Consider the following 18,326-nt stretch of genomic DNA (forward strand, 5'->3'; position numbering starts at 1 on the left):
ATTTGCAAAGATATGTTTGCAATTATATGATGGGTCATGAAAGAGCAGAAGTCCGAACCCGCCGCCGATGCTGTTGCCTCGCGCACCGTCAGCCGTGTCGTGCCCGAACCGACCGCGCTGAAGGCGCTGGCGCATCCGGTTCGGCTGCGCATGCTCGGCATGCTGAGGATCGACGGTCCCGCCACGGCGACGCAGCTCGCCGTTCGGCTAGGCCTGAACAGCGGCGCGACCAGCTATCACCTGCGCCAGCTCGCCCAATACGGTTTCATCGAGGAAGCGCCGCATGTCTCGCGGCGCGACCGCTGGTGGCGTGCCCGCCACGAACTGACCTCGGTTCCCCCGAGCGAATCCGAAGGCGAGGCGCTCGATCTCGACATGGCCTTCAACCAGGCGGCTCTCTCGCTGCAGGTCGGCCAGATGCAGCAGGCGCTGGAGGAATATGCCGAGCTGCCGGCGGAATGGCGCAGGGCGACAACGGCCGACGACATCATCATCCCGATGACGGCGGAACAAGCCGAGGCCCTGACGAAGCGGCTGACAGGCATCATCCTTGAAGCGATGCGGGCCGCCCCGCCGCTGGGGGAGGCGGCGTCCCGGAATCCTGGCATGGTTCCTTTCTATGTCATGCTGCACGCCTTCCCCTATCCGGGCCGGCTGCCGCACCGCGAGTGGGAGGACGAGCGGTGAGAGAAGGCAGGCCATTCCTGGCGCTTGCCGCCGCAGAGACACTTTCACTTTCTGGCACCCGGCTATCGACCATCGCCATCCCCTGGCTCGTGCTGAGCGCCACAGGCAGCCCGGTGCTGACCGGGCTGACGGCGATGATGGAGATGCTGCCTTATGTGCTCGCCAAGGCGCTCGGCGGGCCGCTGATCGACCGCATCGGCGCCAAGCGCATCGCGATCATCTGCGACACGGCCTCCGTGATCACGGTAGGGCTGGTGCCGCTTCTCGATCTCTTCGCTGTGCTGACCGTGCCGGTGCTGCTGCCCCTCGTCTTTGCCATGGGTGTGCTGCGCGGGCCTTCCGATGCCGCCAAGCAGGCCATGGTTCCCGATATCGCGACCCTCGCCGAAGTGCCGCTCGAACGGGTGACCGGCGTCTCCAGCGCCATCGAGCGGCTGGCCTCGACGGTGGGTGCGGCCGGCGCGGGCGCGCTGATCGGACTGATCGGCCCGGGTCAGGCGCTCCTCGTCAACGCCGCCACCTTCGCTGCGGCTGCCTTGGTCGTTGCATCAGGCATACCCGGCACCCGCCGCGTTCCCAAGATCCCCGCCGCGCCCGACTCGCGGCCTGGCAGAACGTCGTCCTATCTCGACGATCTTCGGGCAGGCTGGCGTTTTCTGCGCAGCGACGCCGTGCTCGTCAGCATTGTCACCATGGTGGCGATCACCAATCTGCTCGATCAGGCCTATCACGCCGTGCTGCTGCCCGTCTGGACGAAGAATGCCGGGCATGGGCCGGAGCTGCTCGGAGCGATGTTCGCCGCCTTCTCCGGCGCTTCCATCGCGGGCGCGGTGATTGCCGCTGTTATCGGCGAGCGCATGCCGCGTCTGATCGTCTATACCGTGGCCTTCCTCCTGACCGGATTTCCGCGCTTCCTGGTGCTCGCGGTGGATGCGCCGCTCGGCTCCGTGTTTGCAACACTCGCAATCGCAGGCTTTGCCTCCGGTTTCCTCAACCCGATCCTGTCGGCGGTGATCTTCGAGCGGATCCCCAAACCGCTGTCCGGGCGCGTCACCGCGATGAACACCGCCCTGTGCTTTGCCCTCATTCCCTTCGGCGGCCTCGTCGGTGGCGCGCTGATCAGCACAATCGGGCTTGGCGCGGCGCTGCTTCTCTGCGGCCTCGCTTACCTCGCCGCCACCCTCTCTCCGCTGGCGCTCAAGAGCTTTCGCGGTTTTGACAAGGCGGTGGCATCAGCGCCGCGCGGGCCTAGCCTTGACCTCCGAATTCCTCGATCAACAGATCGATGAAGCAGCGGACGCGCGGCTCCAACACGCCTTTGTCGGAATAATGCGCCAAGATTTTGGTGTCGTCGGTTTCTAGATCAGGGAGGACTTGCCGGAGACGGCCGGCGGTCAAATCGGCGGCAATGATGAAGTTCGGCAGGAGAGCGATCCCGAAGCCGGCCAGGGCAGCGTCGTGGAGGGCTTCACCGCTGTCGAGCCTCAGGCGGCTGCGCCCCTGCGCCTTGATCCAGCCGCCACCGCTGCGAAAGCGCCAGCCCTGCCTTTGGCCGCGGCTGGTGACGAACAGGCAGTCATGGGCGGCCAGATCCGCCATATCATTGGGGACGCCGCGTTCGGTGAGATAGGAGGGCGAGGCGCAGAGCAGCACCTTGTCACTCGCGATCACGCGCGTGATCAATCGGCTGTCGGCGGCCGACGACTTCGCGCCAATTCCGATCGCCAGATCGAAGCCATCCTCGACGATGTCGGCCGCGTGATCGGTGAAGCTCACTTCGACCTGCACGTCGGGCCACGTGCGAAGATATTTTTCGAGTAAAGGGAGCATGACCAGCGGCCCGAAGACATCGGGAACGGCAAGTCTGAGAACGCCTCGCGGCAAACCACTTCGCCCCGCAATGCTCGCCTCCGCCTCGTCGACCGATGCCAGGATCTGCAGCCCCTGGTCATAGAACACTCGTCCTTCATCAGTCAGGCTGAGTGTCCTCGTCGTACGGTTGAGCAGGCGCGCGCCGAGCCGCTCCTCGAGGCGGGTGACGGCCTTTCCCGCCGCCGAACGGGAGAGGCCCATGGCCTGCCCCCCGGCGATAAAGCTTCCGGCATCGACGACGGCCATGAAGATCAGGATGTCGTTCAGGTTCGTGCGCGGCATGAGGCAACTCGAGCGATTCGACTGCAGCCTTAAGTCGGTCGCGACGTGACCGATTCAAGGCTCGCATCATCAACGCCGACCGCGCCAGTTAGGTCCCGGGCGCATCGAAATGATGCCGGCCCAACGACAGCTGCCGTTTCGCATTACCACAGCGCATTCGAAGGCTCGCGCCAACCCTCGCCGTCAGCGCCAGCCGAGGGCCGGAGCGACGTGAGCGAGGATCGCCTCGATGACGTGGGCGTTGTAGTCGACGCCGAGCTGGTTGGGCACGGTGAGCAGCAGTGTGTCGGCCTCAGCAATCGCCTCGTCTTCCGCAAGCTGCTTGACGAGCACGTCAGGTTCGGCAGCGTAGCTGCGACCGAAGATCGCCCGCGTCTTCTCGTCGATGAAGCCGATCTTGTCGCTTTCGTCGTTGCCGTAGCCGAAATAGGCGCGGTCTCGGTCGTCGACCAGCGCGAAAATGCTGCGGCTGACCGAAACGCGCGGCTGGCGCGTGTGGCCGGCTTCCTTCCAGGCTTGACGATAGGCGCGGATCTGGCTGGCCTGCTGGACGTGGAAAGGCTCACCGGTCTCGTCGTCCTTCAGCGTCGAGCTCTGCAGGTTCATGCCCAGCTTGGCCGCCCAGACGGCGGTGGCGTTGGAGCTTGCGCCCCACCAGATACGCTCGCGCAAGCCTTCCGAATGCGGCTCGAGGCGCAGCAGGCCCGGCGGGTTTGGAAACATCGGCCGCGGGCTCGGTTTGGCGAAGCCTTCGCCGCGCAGCACTTCGAGGAAGACTTCGGCATGATGCCTGGCCATGTCGGCCTCGCTCTGACCTTCCGGCGGCGCATAGCCAAAATGGCGCCAGCCGTCGATCACCTGTTCGGGCGAGCCGCGGCTGATGCCGAGTTGCAGCCGCCCGCCGGCGATAAGATCGGCAGCACCGGCATCCTCGGCCATGTAAAGCGGGTTCTCATAGCGCATGTCGATAACCGCCGTGCCGATCTCGATCCGGCTGGTCTTGGCGCCGGCGGCGGCAAGCAGCGGAAAGGGCGCGGCGAGCTGCCGGGCGAAATGGTGCACGCGGAAATAAGCCCCATCGGCGCCGAGCTCCTCGGCCGCAACGGCAAGGTCGATCGACTGCAGCAGCGCATCACCTGCCGAGCGCGTCTGCGATTGGGGCGAGGGCGTCCAGTGCCCGAACGAGAGAAAACCGATCTTCTTCATGGCGCGCCTTTTATCCGTTGCATCTCTTGGTGGATTGGTCATCGCATAGTTTCGGTGCGCAAGACAATCGTAACCGGATGGAACGCTGCGCTTGGCCGGCGACTCTTGCAGAAGCGGGATGCGAGACAATGCTCGCAAATATCGGGAAACGAGTCGCTTTTCCGGGGCCGAGTATGCAGGCAGCGGTCGTCATTCGGGAACTCCGCTTTCACGGAGGTCTTTGATGGATGCGCGCTGTGGCGCCGGCGCTTTCCCCAGGCAGAGAGGCGGAACGATGTCTATCAATCTCGAAAATGCAGTGGTCGTCATTACGGGAGCATCGAGCGGCATCGGTCAGGCCACTGCCGAGGCATTCGCTCGGCGCGGAAGCAGGCTGGTGCTGGCGGCCCGCAACGGCGAGGCCTTGGAAAAGGTTGCCGAGACGTGCCGGGGTCTGGGTGCGGAGGCGATTTCCGTTGTTACCGACGTTACCGAGCCTGCTGCCGTGCGGTCGCTGGCCGACAGGGCAAAGGCTCTCGGCGATATCGACGTCTGGGTGAGCAATGTCGGCGTCGGCGCGGTCGGTCGGTTCGAGGAAACGCCGATCGAGGCGCATGAGCAGATCATCCGCACCAATCTGATCGGCCACATGAACGATGCCCATGCGGTGCTGCCGATCTTCTTGAAGCAGGACAGGGGCGTCTTTATCAACATGATTTCGCTCGGCGGCTTTGCGGCGGCACCTTTCGCGGCCGCCTATAGCGCCAGCAAATTCGGCCTGCGCGGCTTCTCCGAGGCGCTGCGGGCGGAGGTCGCCGACAAGCCGCGCATTCATGTCTGCGACGTCTATCCCGCCTTCGTCGATACGCCTGGCCTCAGGCACGGCGCCAATTATGTCGGCCGCCAGGTTTCCGCGCCGCCGCCGGTGCTCGATGCGCGCCGGGTCGCCGAGGCGATCGTCGGCGTCGCCAGATCGCCACGCGCAACCACCACCGTCGGCGTGGTCACAACTGCGACGCGGCTCGCCCATCTGCTGGCGCCTAATCTCGCCGCCAGGACGCTCGGCCGGCTGATGGCTGCCTATTTCAAGCGGGCGCCGCGCGCCGTCGAAAGCGACGGCAATCTCTACCGGCCCTCCACCGATACCGCCCGCATTGACGGCGGACTGCGATCGCCGCGCCGATATTCGGCGCCGCTCCTCCTCGGCCTTGTCGCTGTCGCCGTGCTGGCGCTTGCGGCTGCTGGGCCGAGGACGTACCCGCGCCGGCGGCTGGCCTTGGGCAGTCGGCACAGGTTTTGGTAGACAGGTTAGATGGCGTGGGTGCTTTGCCCACGCCATAAACGGACTTGTGAGGGCTGAACCATCATCTGCGGCCCAGCCTTTGACTGCCGGCGAGCCTTAGCCACGGAGCCAGATGAAAGCCGCTCATCAGCAGGTACATCGGCACCATCCCGCCGATCGGGAGGGCATCCGGCGTGGTCATGCAGATCATGTCGGGGCTGCCGGTTGCGGCCGTCAGCAGTGCCATGATGGCAAATGTCGGGGCGGCGGCAAGCGAGAGGTAGTCGGAGGCAGCCAGCGCCATGACGGTCACTCCTTGCCGTAGCGGTCGTGGTGGCGCCACCAGATGCCGGTTTCGTTGCGGCCTTTGGGCGCGCGGTCGAGCCATTGGTACATGCCCCAGAGCCCGTCGAGTCCGCGCGCATAGCTGGAATAGCTGTGGTAGACGGCGCCGTCGATCAGTTCGAAGGCGCTGACGCCGGGACGGTCGCGGGTATAGGTGGAAACGTCGGTGCCGGTCATGGACGCGATCTGGACGATGGGCTCCTCGCTGCCGCGCGGCTGCCATTCCGGCACTGCCTTGCCCGCCGGCGCTTGAGGGGCGGGCGGTTCGCGGCGGTAGTTATATTCGATCTCGCCCCGGCGCTGCTGCTCCGGGCTGAACCAGACGCTGAAATCGGCATTGAAATCGCTGCCGGCCGACGAGGCCCACGGAAAGCTCCAGTCCATCCGCTGCCGGAACGCCAGAAGCTTTGCGAGCGGCGCGCGCGAGACGGCCCAGAAGGCGACATCGTGGTTTTCCAGATGGACGAAGAAGCCGTTGAAACCGTCGGCGATCGAGGAGCAGGAGGGGCATCCGGCGCTGTAATCCGGCCCGAACATGAAATGGTAGATCAGAAGCTGCGAGCGTCCGCCGAAAAGATCCTTCAGCGAGGCTTGCCCGCCTTCGGTGTCGAAGCGGTAGTCCTTGTCGATGCGAACACGGGGCAACTGCTGGCGTTTGGCCGCCAGTGCATCGCTTCGCCGCGTCAGTTCCTTTTCTTCCTCGAGCAGATCGAGTCTCGCGGCCAGCCATTGCTCGCGGGTTGCGTTGAGCACTGCCGTCATGGTCTTCTCCTTTGCCTGTCTCTCGTCGTAGCATCCGGCGCGGATTGCCTGCCGGTCGAGAGAAGATTACGGCCGGACGGGCGAATGGTGGAGTGACAAGTATGACGGGATTTAAATGGACTCGCTGATCACGGCCGCCGCACTGGCGCTGGCATCGGGCGACGCGCTCGGTGCCCTGAAACGGGTGGCGCTGCGCGACGATGCGCCTGCTTTGGCCCTGCGCGGCATCGCCATGGCACAGCTCGGCGATCTCGTCCGCGCCAAGGCGCTGTTGAAGAGCGCGGCGCGCGCCTTCGGGCCGCGCGAGGCGGTGGCGCGGGCCCGCTGCGTCGTCGCCGAGGCGGAGATCGCCCTCGTCTCGCGCGACCTCACCTGGCCGGTCAAGGCGCTGGAAGCGGCGCGCAAGGTTTTGGAAGCGCATGGCGACAGGGTCAATGCCGCTCATGCCGGCAATGTCGCCATACGCCGGCTGGTGCTGATCGGCAGGCTCGACGAGGCCGAGCAGGCGCTTGGCCGCCTCGACCCAATGCCCTTGCCGCCAAAGTTGCGGGCCGCCCACGAGTTGGTCGCATCGGGCATCGCGGTCCGGCGCCTGAAGACGCAGGCGGCGCGCGCCGCCATCGACCGGGCACGGCTTGCGGCGCGGCAGGCCGATATCCCCGCCCTATCGGCGGAGGTCGAAACCGCAGCCCATGTGCTCGATACGCCGGCCGCGCGGCTGATTTCACGCGGAGACGAGCGCCCGCTGCTGCTCGGGCAGGTGGAGGCGCTCTTTTCGAGCGGCGCGCTCGTCGTCGACGCCTGCCGCCATGTCGTGCGCGATGCCGGTGCTGTCGTGCCGCTGGCGAGCCGGCCGGTCCTGTTTGCGCTCGCCCGCATCCTGGCCGAGGCCTGGCCTGCGGATGTGGCGCGGGGCACGCTGATTGCGCGCGCCTTTCGCGGCAAACATGCCGATGAATCGCATCGTGCCCGGCTGCGCGTCGAGATCGGCCGGCTGCGTGCCGCGCTTGCCGGGCTGGCGGAAGTCTCGGCGACGAAACGCGGTTTTGCCATTTCGCCCGGCCGCGCCGGCGAGATTGCCGTGCTCGCACCCCTCATGGAAGGACCGCACGGAGCGGTGCTCGCCTTTCTGGCCGATGGCGAGGCGTGGTCGAGTTCGGCGCTTTCGATCGCGCTCGGCGCCAGCCCGCGGACCGTGCAGCGGGCGCTGGATTCGCTCGCCGGCGAGGGCAAGGCACAGGCGATCGGGCGCGGGCGGGCGCGCCGCTGGATGAGCCCGCCGCTCTCCTTTTTCCCGACGATCTTGTTACTCCCCGGGCCGTTGCCGAGCGACTAGTATGGGCAACTCACAAGGAGGAAGAGATGAAGACATCGGCTGCAACGATCCTGCGTGAATATGGACCCTTTCCGGATGCCGACCGCGTCAACGGCGTCACCTTCGACGGCAGGCATGTCTGGTTCGCCTCGGGCGATAGGCTGAACGAACTCGATCCCGACAGCGGCGAGGTGGTGCGTTCCATCGAGGTCGCCTCCCATGCCGGCACGGCCTTTGACGGGCAATTCCTTTATCAGATCGCCGAGACCGTCATTCACAAGGTCGATCCGAAGACCGGCCAGATCCTTTCCACCATTCCCGCGCCCGGCAATGGCGGCGATTCCGGCCTCGCCTGGGCCGAAGGCACGCTTTGGGTCGGCCAGCATCGCGGCCGCCGGATCCATCAGATCGATCCCGAGACCGGCAAGATCCTGCGCACCATCGAATCCAACCGCGTCGTCACAGGCGTCACCTGGGTCGACGGCCAGCTCTGGCACGGCACCTGGGAGGGCGACGACAGCGACGTCAGGCGCATCGATCCCGAGACGGGCGAAGTGCTGGAGCGGATCGACATGCCCGAGGGCACCGGCGTCTCGGGCCTCGAATCCGACGGCGCCGGCCGCTTCTTCTGCGGCGGAGGCGGCAGCGGCAAGATCCGCGCCATCAGCCGGCCGAAGGGCAAATAGCCGAAGGGGCCGATACGGCATATCTTTTCCAGCGACGGTCAGCTCGCGGACAATTCGGCTGCCAAGTCGGAAGTCCGCATCAAGCGTCACGTTGTCAGAATTTCGATCGGGTGAGCGATTGATTTCGCCACCCGACGATCTAGTTTCGCGGCAGTGTCAAGGCTTTGTCGGGGGAGAAGACTCTGAAACATCTGCGCACGACGCTCGGGCCCAAGAGCAAATCCGAACTTGGGATGATCCTCCCGCACGAGCACGTCTTCGTCGACCTCCGAACACCGGACCAGCCGGGTTATGCCGAGGCAGAGATCGAAGACGTTGTTCGGCTGATGGCCCCCGAAATCGAGAAGATCAAGAAGCTCGGGGTGACCGCACTTGTGGAATGCTCGACGGGCGGTGTCGGACGCCGTGCGGATATCGATCTTGCCGTGTCGCTCGCGACGGATTTTCCGATCGTCGTTCCCACTGGCAATTACCGCGAGCCCTGGATTCCCGAATGGGTCCGCCATGCTTCCGAGAAGGAGCTGGAGACGTGGATGCTGCGCGAACTGACGGATGGCATCGGCGAGACCGGGTTCCAGGCAGGCTGGATCAAGCTCAGCGCCGGCGATGACGGCATGACGGCGCTCGAGACGAAAATCCTGCGCGCAGCCGCGCGCGCTGCGGCGCAGACAGGTGCGGTCATCGGCAGCCATACGATCAGGGGACGGGTCGTCATGGATCAGCTCGACGTCATCGAGGCGGAAGGCTATCGGGCCGACAGGTTCATCTCGATCCACACGCAGGAAGAGAAGGACTTCGGCTATAATGTCGCCGTTGCCGAGCGAGGCGCCTGGATCGAATATGACCATGTCGGCCGCGCCGGGGACGACGAGGTGGCCGAGCTGGTGATCAAGGCGCTGGAGGCGGGCTGCGGCGACCGCCTGTTGTTGAGCCATGACCGGGGCTGGTTCGATCCGGCGCTGCCGATGGGCGGGACACCCAAGCCGTACACCCATCTTTCCACGGTCTTGCTGCCGGAGCTGAAACGGCGGGGCGTGGACGACGGGACTCTGATGCGCCTGACCCACGAGAATCCGTTCGAGGCTTTCGCCAGATAGGGGGAGTGGCAACGTCCACAAGCTCTCCTTGGAAGATAGCGAGACACCCGGACTGGAGCGCATAATTCACTCTCCGTCAACTTTTGCGTGTCAATTTTCAGGCAACGGGCACCATCAAAAGGTTGCGAGTATTGAAGGTCGGGCTTACATCGCACATCACGCTCGTTCTGGTGGCACTCACCTGCGCGGCGGCCGTGTTGCTGTGCGGATTTGCCTGGCTCGCCGCGGTGAAGGTCGATGATTTCTACCTGCGCCGGCAGGCCGATTTCGTCCGCCAGGGATTGGCAGAGCAGATCAACGCGCTTCCCCGGGAGCAGGAAAGCGTCGCCAAATGGGGCGACGCCTTCCTTTATTCCAAGCAGCGGAACCATGAATGGTTGCTTGACAATGTCGGCCGCTGGACGAGCCAATATTTCGGACACGACAGAACCTATATCTTCGACGATAGCAATCGCCTGCTGTTTGCGTTTCGCGACGGGACGGACACCATGCCGCCGCGCCTCGGCAGCGACGACGGCGAGGAAATGACGGCCCTGGCCGGCGAGATGCGGGCGGCTCTCGTCGAGCGCAAAAGGACCGGTGACGAACCGCTTGGCCACCTGGCCAGGGTACGCACGATCATGATCGGCAACAGACCGGCGATAACAAGTCAGGCCGAGCTCACCCACCACCGCAACCATCTGGAAGAGATGGTGGCGGACCGAACGGCCGAAATCGAAAGACAAAGGCAGGAGCTGGACCGCCTGCTGGTGCACGAACGCCAGGTGAATGCGCTGCAGCGCCAGTTCGTCGCCATGGCTTCGCACGAATTTCGAACGCCGCTTGCCATCATCGACGCGGCCGCCCAGCGGCTCTGCCGCTCGACGACCAACGTCAGCGGTGAGTATGTTCACGAAAAAGCCGGAGTGATCCGCAGCGCGGTGGTGCGCATGGTCGATCTCATGGAGAGCATCCTTGCCAGCGGCCGGCTCGAAACTGGACAGATCATACTGAAGCGGAGCGAGGGTGATCTGAAAGTCTTGCTCATCACCTGCTGCGATCGACAGCGCGAGCTTAGCCCTTCGCATGTCTTTCATCTCGATCTCGAGCTCATACCTGGCATATTGACCTTCGACCGAAGCGCGATGGAGCAGGTCTTCACCAATCTGATTTCGAACGCCGTCAAATATTCGCCCGATCAGCCTGATATTTATGTGCGCGCGGGTTGACGAGAAAATGGTGGAAATCACCATTACCGATAGCGGCATCGGCATGGACGCGGATGATCTGCCGAAACTGTTTCAACCTTATTATCGCGCCCGCAGCGCGACGGGCATTGCCGGAACCGGCCTTGGCCTCAACGTCGTCAAGCAGGTCGTCGAGCTCCACGGCGGCACCGTCGAGGTGACGAGCGAGCTTGGCAAGGGCACTACATTTGCCATTTCTCTGCCAATAGAATCTCTATTGTCGGATCAACAAGTCGCAGCTTAAGGAAGAGCTTATGGTTACAGTCCTGTGCATAGAAGACGAAGTCGAGATCCGGAATCTCCTCGTCGAAGAGTTGAACGAAGCTGGCTACAGGACGCTCGAGGCCTCGAACGGCGCCGAAGGCCTGGAAATGATCCTGTCGAAATGGCCGGATATCGTCATCAGCGACATTTCCATGCCTGTTATGGATGGGCATCAGCTTCTGGCGGAAATCCAGATCAATCATCCGGAGCTCTCCAACATTCCCTTCATCATGCTGACGGCGCTGACAGACCGGGAAAACACGCTCGCCGGCCTGCGGGCCGGGGCGGCGGATTATCTGACGAAGCCGCTCGACTTCGACCTGCTGCTTGCCAAGCTGGAGGGCTGCGTGACGCGGCTGGAGAACGATAAGGCGCTCAATCGGTCGTTTTGATGGGTGGGCGAGACCAGCGCGTCCGAAATCGTTGGCTGATTCTACCGGCGTGCTGTGTGGCACCCCCTCTGGCCTGCCGGCTATCTCCCCCACAAGGGTGGAGATCGGCAGGAGGCCAGACCTTCGCGCATCACTAACGTTGCGCAGTTTGCGGCGCTTATTGTTTGGGGAAGCCGGCGCTTCCAGCCAATCTCCCTCATTGTGGGAGAGATGGCCGGCAGGTCAGAGGGGAGTGTCCCACTGCATGACCTTTCGGTCGCTCTGATGTCCTCACCGTTTTTCCGAGGGATGTGTTGTAAGCTTTATCGTGCGGCCTTTCCCAACACGTCCCCCAACGCCGCAAACACTCTCTCATCCAGCGTCTGCGACACATTGAACCGCATGAAATTCGTCGCCGATTGCGACAGGCTGAACGCATTGCCCGGCGCCAGCACGATCCGCTTTTGCAACGCCGCCCGCGCGACATCAGCTGCGTCGAGGCCGTCCGGCAGTCGGCACCAGAGGAACATGCCGGCCTGGGGCTCAAGCCAGGGTTTTATCCCCAAACTCTTTAGGCGCGCGGAGACTTCGCTCATGGCGCGCGCCAGCCGCTGCCTGAGCATTTCCATGTGTTTGCGGTAGCCGCCGTCGCTCAGGACGTTGAGCACCAGCTCGGCCATCATCCGGCCGCCGCCGAAGGAGGTGGCGATCTTGAGGTCGGTGAGGCCCTCGATCCATTCGGGCCTGGTGGCGATGAAGCCGCAGCGGGCGGAGGCCGAAAGCGTTTTGGAAAAGCTCCCGATATGGATGACCCGCTCGAGCCCGTCGAAAGCGGCGAGGCGGGGCGCGGCCACATATTCGAAATCGGCGAAGATATCGTCCTCGACGATGGTGAGATCGAACTGGTCGGCGAATTTCAGGAGCCGGTGGGCCGTGACGGGAGAGAGTGTCGCGCCTGTGGGATTGTGGATGGCCGAATTGGTGATGTAGAGCCGGGGCCGATGTTCGGCGAGCGTCTGTGCGAAGAGTTCGAGATCGGGGCCTGACGGTGTATAGGGCACGCTGACGATCTTCGCCCGGTGGGCGCGCAGCAGTGCGTGAAAGTTGAAATAGCAGGGGTCGTCGACCAGCACCGTGTCGCCGGGTTCGAGCAGGAAACGGCAGAGAAGGTCGATGGCCTGCGTGCCGGACTCGGCGAGCAGGATCTGATCCGGCGAGGCCTCGATGCCACGCTCGCCCATGCGCCGCGAAATCAGCTGGCGCAGCGGCGGCAGACCGAGCGGCGAGCCGTAATCGGCAAGGGCCTTCCCCTCGGCGCGCGCAAGCGTTCTGAGCGCCCGGCGCACGCCCTCGCCGGGTAGCCAGGAGGGCGGCAGCCAGCCGCAGCCGGGCTTCAGATCGGCTTCATCCGCCTCCAGCGATTGCCGCGAAATCCAGAAGGGGTCGACGGCGCGGTCGAGCTTCGGTCCGGCCTCGGTCAGTGCGAAGGGGGCAGCCTGATTGGCGACATAGAAGCCGGAGCCCGGCCGGGACATGATCGCGCCCTCGGCGACCAGACGCTCATAGGCGTCGACGACGGTCGAAGTCGAGAGCTTCATGCTGGCTGCGAGGCCGCGCACCGAGGGCAGCCTTGCCCCCGGCGTCAGGCTGCGACCGGCAATGCGCTGCCGGATCGTCGTCATCACCATCTCGACGCGCGTGCGGCCCGTTATCTCTTCCTTCATCCGTACTGCCTTTTGAACCATAACAGTTTTGCAAAATCGTATCAGACCGTCACTGTCGGGCTATCGGTGTTGGCGAATAAGACTGGACGGCCCGTTCTTGCGAATTCGATTCAACTAACGCGCCTCAGCTTATTGTTTATGCATGCCGTTCTCTCAAGGCCGCAGGGTTTCGACGGCATGCATCTCGGAAGGAATGCATGATGGAGCGAATGACGGCAGGGTGGGTCAATGGTTTGATCGGTGTGGTGATCTTCAGCGGTTCGCTGCCGGCGACGCGCGTGGCGGTGGCGCAATTCGATCCCGTCTTCCTGACCGTTGCGCGCGCGGCGATCGCCGGGCTGCTGGCGCTCTGCCTGCTGATCGTCTTTCGTGAGAGGCGGCCGGCCGGGCGCGATATCCTCTCGCTCGCCGTTGTCGCGCTCGGCGTCGTGGTGGGCTTTCCGCTGCTGACCGCGCTGGCGCTGCAGCATGTCACGTCAGCCCATTCGATCGTCTTCGTCGGTCTGCTGCCTCTTGCAACGGCCACCTTCGGCGTCATCCGCGGCGGCGAGCGGCCGAAGCCGGCCTTCTGGTTGTTCTCAATACTCGGCAGTACGCTCGTGGCGGGCTTTGCCCTGACGCAAGGCCTGACGGCCTCGCCGGTCGGCGACCTGCTGATGCTTGCGGCAATCCTTGCCTGCGGTCTCGGTTATGCCGAGGGCGGCAGGCTGTCGCGCACGCTCGGCGGCTGGCAGGTGATTTCCTGGGCGCTGGTCTTGTCGCTGCCGATCATGATCGCCGTCGCGTTCATCTACCGGCCGGCAAGTTTCGCCGGAATAGAAACGCCGGCGCTTGTCGGCCTTGCCTATGTCTCGCTGTTCTCGATGCTGATCGGCTTCATCTTCTGGTATCGCGGCCTCTCGCAGGGCGGCATCGCCGCCGTCGGCCAGTTGCAGCTGCTCCAGCCCTTCTTCGGTCTGGCGCTCGCCGCCACCCTGCTGCACGAGCCGGTGACGTGGGCCATGCTCGGCGTGACGGTTGCGGTCATTCTCTGCGTGATGGGCGCGCGGAAGTTCGCGAGGTAGTGGCTGCCTCAGGCCACAAAGCTGCCGCTCAATCGTCAGCAAATGGCCCTGTTATCGCCGCACCGAGCCCTTTTCAGCCTTCATCGTTGCGACCTCGCCAGCCTTTTGAGCGGCTGAGCGATCGACCGAGGCGGTCTTGCTGCCGTCCAAAATCACCGGAAAAGGAATGAAAATGATCACTCGTTATACATCCCTCGCAACGATGACGGCCGCGGTGCTCAGCCTGCTTGCTCTCAGCCCGGCATCTGCGACCGAGCTTGCCCAGGCACAACAGCAGCCGCCGGCACAGGGCCAGGCGCCCATGCAAGGACAGGGCGGTACCGGTGCGGCTTCCCCTGTCAGTGATCAGAAACTTGAGGCCTTTGCCGTTGCCTACGTGCAGGTCGATAAAGTCAGGCAGGAATATTCCGCCAAGATCGACGCTACGAAGGATCAGGCTTCGAAGCAGAAGCTGCAGGATGAAGCCAAGAAGCAGATGGTCGAAACCGTCCAGGCCTCTCCCGACATCTCCGTCGAGGAATATTCCTCGATCCTGACCGCCGCGCAAAGCGACCCGGCGCTCGCCAAGAAGGTTCTGGAAAAGATCGGCACCCCGCCGCCGGCGCAGCAGCAGCGATAGGCTGCCGTCTAAGGCGCAGTGCCCCGCCATTTGGCCGGGCGCTGCTTCGGCCCGGTCCGCAGCGCCGGTCGAAAACCTCGGCACGCAGTTTTCCAATCCTCGGGCGTGAAATGACCGAAATCGAAGTGGCGGACCGAGTTCCAAGCGCCCGCCCTAATCTCACGTGACCTCACTTGGCAGGCACGACGAGCGCCTCACCCTTGCGCACGATATAGGTCGCCAATTCCGATGCCTTGCCGCTGCCAACGTTCTTTGCCGAGTGCACCACGCCGGAGGGAATGAACAGGGACTGGCCGGCCTTCAGCGTTACCGGCTCCCTGCCTTCTAGCTTATATTCCAGCGTGCCCTCGAGCACGAAGGCGACCTCTTCGCCGGGATGCGAGTGGTTCGGTGCGAGCACGCCCGGAGCGATATCGACGCGCACCTGGACGACTTCGTGGCCCGGCACGTCGATATCGTTCTTGATGAGGTCGGTGCGCTCTATCGGCTGCTCCGCATGCGCTGCCGCCGCGCCGCCGAGAGCAAGGGCGAGCACCATGGCCTGGATCGTTTTCATTGTGTCATCCTTCCTGAATTGGTCGTTTCCGGCTCGTTGGCCGCGACGCCATTTCAGTCGATGATTGAACCAGGCATGTGTCGAAGAACCCGTATTTTTGTATGCTTGTGTATCTGCGAGTTACGCAAACCGCATCGCGGATCTCGCGCGCGCCTTCGCCGCCACTTCCTCGCGATCGCGAGGCGGTTGAGACGTCTCCATTGAATCGAGCATTTCGCGGGCGCAGGCAGCGATCGAGCTGACCGCGCGTTCGAACGCGGCCTCATTGCGCTTCGACGGCTTGGTCGTTCCACTGAGCTTGCGCACGAACTGGAGCGCGGCATCATGAATCTCTTCGTCCGTCGCCGGCGGATCGAAATTGAACAGGGGTTTTATGTTTCGGCACATGGCTTTGCTCACGGTCGTTTCTGCTTGCCGCTGAGGGGAGAGGGGCCTCGTATGAAAGGTAGTCGCATGGGCGTGAATTGCAACTGGCTTTCTGGGATGATAGAGGGGACACAATGTCCCCCTAGTTGCCCCAGCCGATTTGGAACCGATCAAATCGAAGCTCGCTCAACGGCCGGTTGGAGGGGTTTAGCCTTACCGAACGAAGAACGAGATGAAGCTCGGGGGAATAGTATTGTTCGAAAATAATCGGAGGCAATTCCGCCAATTTCAGACGGCTGTTGATGGCCCAGACTTTGTAGGAACAAGATCCAATCGTTTCCTCTCCGAAGCCGTCGAACCTAAGAGACGTCGTCCCGGAAACGGATTTTTTGCCATTGATGAAAAGCGTGGTGCCGGATTGCCAGTTCTTCTTCTCTGGTAGATCGTCCAACGCAATCGCATTCGCGTATTTCAGCTCATGCGTCCCGTTGGCAGTCACTCTCTTTTCGACGAGCAAGGGGTGGAGATAGACAACCGATGCCGGCTGCAGCGAACGGTCACGCTCCATCAGTCGTTGTTCGGTGAGGACCGGGCCGTCCGGCTTGTAGAAGACGGAATAGAAAGGCTCTTCTCTGGTCAGCAGCACGCCCTGTTTGGTCTCATTGGCGGTCAAGCAATTGCCAAGGGCCGGCACCGCTAAAGTTATTCCGACCAGAAGCGACAGATTTCTTAGCAAGATCGACATCCCAGATATCTCTCATGCAAATCCGCTACCATGGTGCTTCGGTCAAATTGCTCCATCTTGTTCAAGCCGTCCCATCCACTCCGCTGTCTTCGTCCAGATCATGAACCGGCGGATACGCATTCTTATCCAATAATCCGCCAACTGCTACCGTCCACCACCGACACAGTGTTTGATAATTCCATCAGACCAAAGTAAAAAATTTCGTCAAAAAAGAGCTTATCGCCACCGCAAAAGCATCGCGATAATAAACTTCGCTTTCGGCTTCGCAGGAGGCGATCATGTTCATAAGTTCCCCGGAGGATTGTTGGTGCGCAGCTCGGTGCTTGTTTTTCTGCTCGTTGGATGGGCGGGCGCAGCGGTGGCCGATGAGAGCGGCTTCAACGAGGAAACGTTCGAATATTACGCCTCGATCATCCGTCAGTTGCAGGAGACGCACAGCCGTCTCATCGACAACTGCGCGAAAAAGGCAATCGCGAAGATGGATGGCGATATGAAGGCCGAGGTCGAGCGCGAGACATCTCAACCGGTTGGGCAGGCGACGAGGGAAGTTTGCCGCAGAATGGTCAAAGGGATCGCTTCGGGCGCGGTGACCTACGAGATCTATCGAGCTTGGTACGACACGCCGGAAGGGAACGTCAGGATCCCCGATTACCAGTGAGTATCTGGGCACTGGCTGCTTCTCGCTGGAGACGCCGTGCTCCTCTCACCCTCGACAAGAGCTTCATGGCCGAGGTTGAAAGCAATGCCCAATCCAGGCGATCGTCCGGGCCATCCTCGCGCTCGGGGTGGGAGTGCAGCCCCTCATCCGGCTGCCGCCACCTTCTCCCCCTTTTTGACGGGGAGAAGGGACAAGGGGCGACCTCCCCGTTTCCACTCGCTCTCGAAGGGCACGTCCCCTCGCCCCGCAAGCGCGGGTCCGAAGGACGGGGTTGAGACGAGTGGCTCGACCCTGGTAAGGTTAGGGTGAGGGGCGGCCTTTGACACCTAGATCGAAAGCCCGCCGGCGATATTGATCTGCTCGCCATTGATATACCCCGCATGCGGGCCGGCGAGGAAGCAGATGGTTTGGGCGACTTCTTCAAGGGTCGCGATGCGGCGGATCGGGTGCAGGTCGAGGATGGCGTCGCGGTTCGGCAGTTCGCCGGCGACCTCTGCTGCCATGTCGGTCGGCATGATGCCGGGCTGGACGATGTTGACGGTGATGTTGCGCGGGCCGAGCTCGCGGGCGATGCCCTTGGCATAACCGACGAGCGCCCACTTGGTGCCGGCATAATCGGCAACGCCGGGGAAGGGCACGTAGGAGCCGAGCAGCGAGCCGACGAAGATGATGCGGCCGCCATCTGTCAGTCTCGGCGCTGCCGCCCGTGTGTTGGCGATCGTGCCGAGCACATTGACCTGCCATTGGCGGTTATATTTCTCCCCGTCGAGCGCAGGATCGTCGATATTCTGGCCCTGGATGGCAATGGCGGCATTGTTGACGAGGATATCGAGCCTGCCGAACTCTGCGATGACCCGGTCGATCAGCGGCTTGGCGGAGGCGAGGTCTGCCTGGTCGCTCTTGACCGCGATGGCGCGAACGCCCTTCGCCCTCAGCTTCTCCACTACCGCTGCAGCCTTGTCGGCCGAGGCGGCGTAGCTGATGGCGACATCAGCGCCGTGATCGGCGAAGGCTTCCGTGGTTGCGGCGCCGAGGCCGCGCGATCCGCCGGTCACCAGCACAACCTTGCCATTGAGTATATCAGACATGAGAATCCGTCCTTCATAGTGGCGGCGCCTGAGTTCGTCAGGTCGCCGCCTGTTTCATAACGAATGTTACGATAACGATCGGTATGAAATTTGACATCTTACGTCAAGAGATTTAATAACGGCTATTATGAA

General features: G+C 63.1%; 18 protein-coding genes and 2 pseudogenes. 11 read left to right on the top strand and 9 right to left on the bottom strand.

Annotation, left to right across the window (positions count from 1 at the left end):
* Positions 1-36 precede the first annotated feature (36 nt).
* Positions 37-687, top strand: a complete 651-nt coding sequence (locus CO660_RS06755) for a helix-turn-helix domain-containing protein (RefSeq protein WP_097598081.1) — start codon at positions 37-39, stop codon at positions 685-687.
* Positions 684-1,976: an MFS transporter gene (locus tag CO660_RS06760; RefSeq protein ID WP_097598082.1), complete on the top strand. Its 1,293-nt coding sequence runs from the start codon at positions 684-686 to the stop codon at positions 1,974-1,976. The genes CO660_RS06755 and CO660_RS06760 overlap by 4 nt, the downstream gene beginning before the upstream one ends.
* Here CO660_RS06760 and CO660_RS06765 read toward each other — a convergent pair.
* Together CO660_RS06765 and CO660_RS06770 are read right to left on the bottom strand one after the other, a co-directional pair.
* The gene (locus CO660_RS06765; protein ID WP_097598083.1) at positions 1,936-2,841 is read right to left on the bottom strand and encodes a LysR family transcriptional regulator; all 906 of its coding nucleotides are present in this window, start codon (positions 2,839-2,841) and stop codon (positions 1,936-1,938) included. The genes CO660_RS06760 and CO660_RS06765 overlap by 41 nt on opposite strands.
* Before the next feature lie 183 nt (positions 2,842-3,024).
* On the bottom strand, positions 3,025-4,047 hold the full coding sequence (locus tag CO660_RS06770; RefSeq protein WP_097598084.1) for an LLM class flavin-dependent oxidoreductase: 1,023 nt from the start codon (positions 4,045-4,047) through the stop codon (positions 3,025-3,027).
* Positions 4,048-4,321: 274 nt separating this feature from the next.
* Between CO660_RS06770 and CO660_RS06775 the strand changes: the two genes are divergently transcribed.
* On the top strand, positions 4,322-5,329 hold the full coding sequence (locus tag CO660_RS06775; RefSeq protein WP_097598133.1) for an SDR family oxidoreductase: 1,008 nt from the start codon (positions 4,322-4,324) through the stop codon (positions 5,327-5,329).
* 61 nt (positions 5,330-5,390) lie between these two features.
* Here CO660_RS06775 and CO660_RS06780 read toward each other — a convergent pair.
* Together CO660_RS06780 and CO660_RS06785 are read right to left on the bottom strand one after the other, a co-directional pair.
* Positions 5,391-5,597, bottom strand: a pseudogene (locus CO660_RS06780) (hypothetical protein); the annotation flags it as partial.
* Positions 5,598-5,617: 20 nt separating this feature from the next.
* Entirely contained in the window at positions 5,618-6,415 is a 798-nt protein-coding gene (locus CO660_RS06785) for a thioredoxin family protein (protein ID WP_097598085.1), read from the bottom strand.
* A 115-nt stretch (positions 6,416-6,530) separates the two neighbouring features.
* Between CO660_RS06785 and CO660_RS06790 the strand changes: the two genes are divergently transcribed.
* The 5 genes and pseudogenes from CO660_RS06790 to CO660_RS06810 all read left to right on the top strand — a co-directional run bounded on the left by CO660_RS06790 (position 6,531) and on the right by CO660_RS06810 (position 11,395).
* The gene (locus CO660_RS06790) at positions 6,531-7,751 is read left to right on the top strand and encodes a helix-turn-helix domain-containing protein (protein WP_097598086.1); all 1,221 of its coding nucleotides are present in this window, start codon (positions 6,531-6,533) and stop codon (positions 7,749-7,751) included.
* A 26-nt stretch (positions 7,752-7,777) separates the two neighbouring features.
* Positions 7,778-8,416 carry a PQQ-binding-like beta-propeller repeat protein gene (locus CO660_RS06795; RefSeq protein WP_097598087.1) on the top strand — a complete coding sequence of 213 codons (639 nt, stop codon included), beginning with the start codon at positions 7,778-7,780 and terminating at the stop codon, positions 8,414-8,416.
* Positions 8,417-8,598: 182 nt separating this feature from the next.
* Positions 8,599-9,513 carry an esterase gene (locus CO660_RS06800; protein ID WP_097598134.1) on the top strand — a complete coding sequence of 305 codons (915 nt, stop codon included), beginning with the start codon at positions 8,599-8,601 and terminating at the stop codon, positions 9,511-9,513.
* 83 nt (positions 9,514-9,596) lie between these two features.
* Positions 9,597-10,983: pseudogene (locus CO660_RS06805) on the top strand (ATP-binding protein).
* Positions 10,984-10,993: 10 nt separating this feature from the next.
* Positions 10,994-11,395 carry a response regulator gene (locus CO660_RS06810; protein WP_085778621.1) on the top strand — a complete coding sequence of 134 codons (402 nt, stop codon included), beginning with the start codon at positions 10,994-10,996 and terminating at the stop codon, positions 11,393-11,395.
* 302 nt (positions 11,396-11,697) lie between these two features.
* Here CO660_RS06810 and CO660_RS06815 read toward each other — a convergent pair whose 3' ends face one another.
* Positions 11,698-13,119 (bottom strand): PLP-dependent aminotransferase family protein, encoded by a 1,422-nt coding sequence (locus CO660_RS06815; RefSeq protein ID WP_097598088.1) that lies wholly within the window; start codon positions 13,117-13,119, stop codon positions 11,698-11,700.
* Between the two features lie 179 nt (positions 13,120-13,298).
* On the opposite strand from CO660_RS06815, the gene CO660_RS06820 reads away from it, so the two are divergent.
* Both CO660_RS06820 and CO660_RS06825 read left to right on the top strand, forming a co-directional pair.
* Positions 13,299-14,162, top strand: coding sequence for a DMT family transporter (locus CO660_RS06820; RefSeq protein ID WP_097598135.1), 864 nt, complete (start codon positions 13,299-13,301; stop codon positions 14,160-14,162).
* A 172-nt stretch (positions 14,163-14,334) separates the two neighbouring features.
* Positions 14,335-14,781 carry a DUF4168 domain-containing protein gene (locus CO660_RS06825; RefSeq protein ID WP_097598089.1) on the top strand — a complete coding sequence of 149 codons (447 nt, stop codon included), beginning with the start codon at positions 14,335-14,337 and terminating at the stop codon, positions 14,779-14,781.
* Between the two features lie 169 nt (positions 14,782-14,950).
* Here the strand turns inward: CO660_RS06825 and CO660_RS06830 are convergent, their stop codons facing one another.
* The 3 genes from CO660_RS06830 to CO660_RS06840 form a co-directional block, all read right to left on the bottom strand.
* Positions 14,951-15,337 (bottom strand): cupin domain-containing protein, encoded by a 387-nt coding sequence (locus CO660_RS06830; protein WP_097598090.1) that lies wholly within the window; start codon positions 15,335-15,337, stop codon positions 14,951-14,953.
* Between the two features lie 120 nt (positions 15,338-15,457).
* Positions 15,458-15,724 (bottom strand): DUF2277 domain-containing protein, encoded by a 267-nt coding sequence (locus CO660_RS06835; protein WP_097598091.1) that lies wholly within the window; start codon positions 15,722-15,724, stop codon positions 15,458-15,460.
* A 121-nt stretch (positions 15,725-15,845) separates the two neighbouring features.
* Positions 15,846-16,448 carry a hypothetical protein gene (locus CO660_RS06840; protein ID WP_097598092.1) on the bottom strand — a complete coding sequence of 201 codons (603 nt, stop codon included), beginning with the start codon at positions 16,446-16,448 and terminating at the stop codon, positions 15,846-15,848.
* 169 nt (positions 16,449-16,617) lie between these two features.
* Here CO660_RS06840 and CO660_RS06845 point away from each other — a divergent pair, with 169 nt between their 5' ends.
* Positions 16,618-17,106: a hypothetical protein gene (locus CO660_RS06845; protein ID WP_176536240.1), complete on the top strand. Its 489-nt coding sequence runs from the start codon at positions 16,618-16,620 to the stop codon at positions 17,104-17,106.
* A gap of 326 nt (positions 17,107-17,432) precedes the next feature.
* On the opposite strand, the gene CO660_RS06850 is transcribed toward CO660_RS06845, so the two are convergent.
* On the bottom strand, positions 17,433-18,194 hold the full coding sequence (locus CO660_RS06850; RefSeq protein ID WP_097598094.1) for an SDR family oxidoreductase: 762 nt from the start codon (positions 18,192-18,194) through the stop codon (positions 17,433-17,435).
* Between the last annotated feature and the right edge of the window lie 132 nt (positions 18,195-18,326).

It is taken from the genome of Rhizobium sp. L9 (genome assembly GCF_002531885.1).
Lineage (GTDB): Bacteria > Pseudomonadota > Alphaproteobacteria > Rhizobiales > Rhizobiaceae > Rhizobium.

Bases quoted from the DNA above. Each gene is read 5' to 3' on its own strand.
- CO660_RS06755 (WP_097598081.1), top strand. From the start codon at position 37: ATGAAAGAGCAGAAGTCCGAACCCGCCGCCGATGCTGTTGCCTCGCGC.
- CO660_RS06765 (WP_097598083.1), bottom strand. From the start codon at position 2,841: ATGCCGCGCACGAACCTGAACGACATCCTGATCTTCATGGCCGTCGTC.
- CO660_RS06770 (WP_097598084.1), bottom strand. From the start codon at position 4,047: ATGAAGAAGATCGGTTTTCTCTCGTTCGGGCACTGGACGCCCTCGCCC.
- CO660_RS06775 (WP_097598133.1), top strand. From the start codon at position 4,322: ATGTCTATCAATCTCGAAAATGCAGTGGTCGTCATTACGGGAGCATCG.
- CO660_RS06785 (WP_097598085.1), bottom strand. From the start codon at position 6,415: ATGACGGCAGTGCTCAACGCAACCCGCGAGCAATGGCTGGCCGCGAGA.
- CO660_RS06790 (WP_097598086.1), top strand. From the start codon at position 6,531: ATGGACTCGCTGATCACGGCCGCCGCACTGGCGCTGGCATCGGGCGAC.
- CO660_RS06795 (WP_097598087.1), top strand. From the start codon at position 7,778: ATGAAGACATCGGCTGCAACGATCCTGCGTGAATATGGACCCTTTCCG.
- CO660_RS06810 (WP_085778621.1), top strand. From the start codon at position 10,994: ATGGTTACAGTCCTGTGCATAGAAGACGAAGTCGAGATCCGGAATCTC.
- CO660_RS06815 (WP_097598088.1), bottom strand. From the start codon at position 13,119: ATGGTTCAAAAGGCAGTACGGATGAAGGAAGAGATAACGGGCCGCACG.
- CO660_RS06820 (WP_097598135.1), top strand. From the start codon at position 13,299: ATGGAGCGAATGACGGCAGGGTGGGTCAATGGTTTGATCGGTGTGGTG.
- CO660_RS06825 (WP_097598089.1), top strand. From the start codon at position 14,335: ATGATCACTCGTTATACATCCCTCGCAACGATGACGGCCGCGGTGCTC.
- CO660_RS06830 (WP_097598090.1), bottom strand. From the start codon at position 15,337: ATGAAAACGATCCAGGCCATGGTGCTCGCCCTTGCTCTCGGCGGCGCG.
- CO660_RS06835 (WP_097598091.1), bottom strand. From the start codon at position 15,724: ATGTGCCGAAACATAAAACCCCTGTTCAATTTCGATCCGCCGGCGACG.
- CO660_RS06840 (WP_097598092.1), bottom strand. From the start codon at position 16,448: ATGTCGATCTTGCTAAGAAATCTGTCGCTTCTGGTCGGAATAACTTTA.
- CO660_RS06850 (WP_097598094.1), bottom strand. From the start codon at position 18,194: ATGTCTGATATACTCAATGGCAAGGTTGTGCTGGTGACCGGCGGATCG.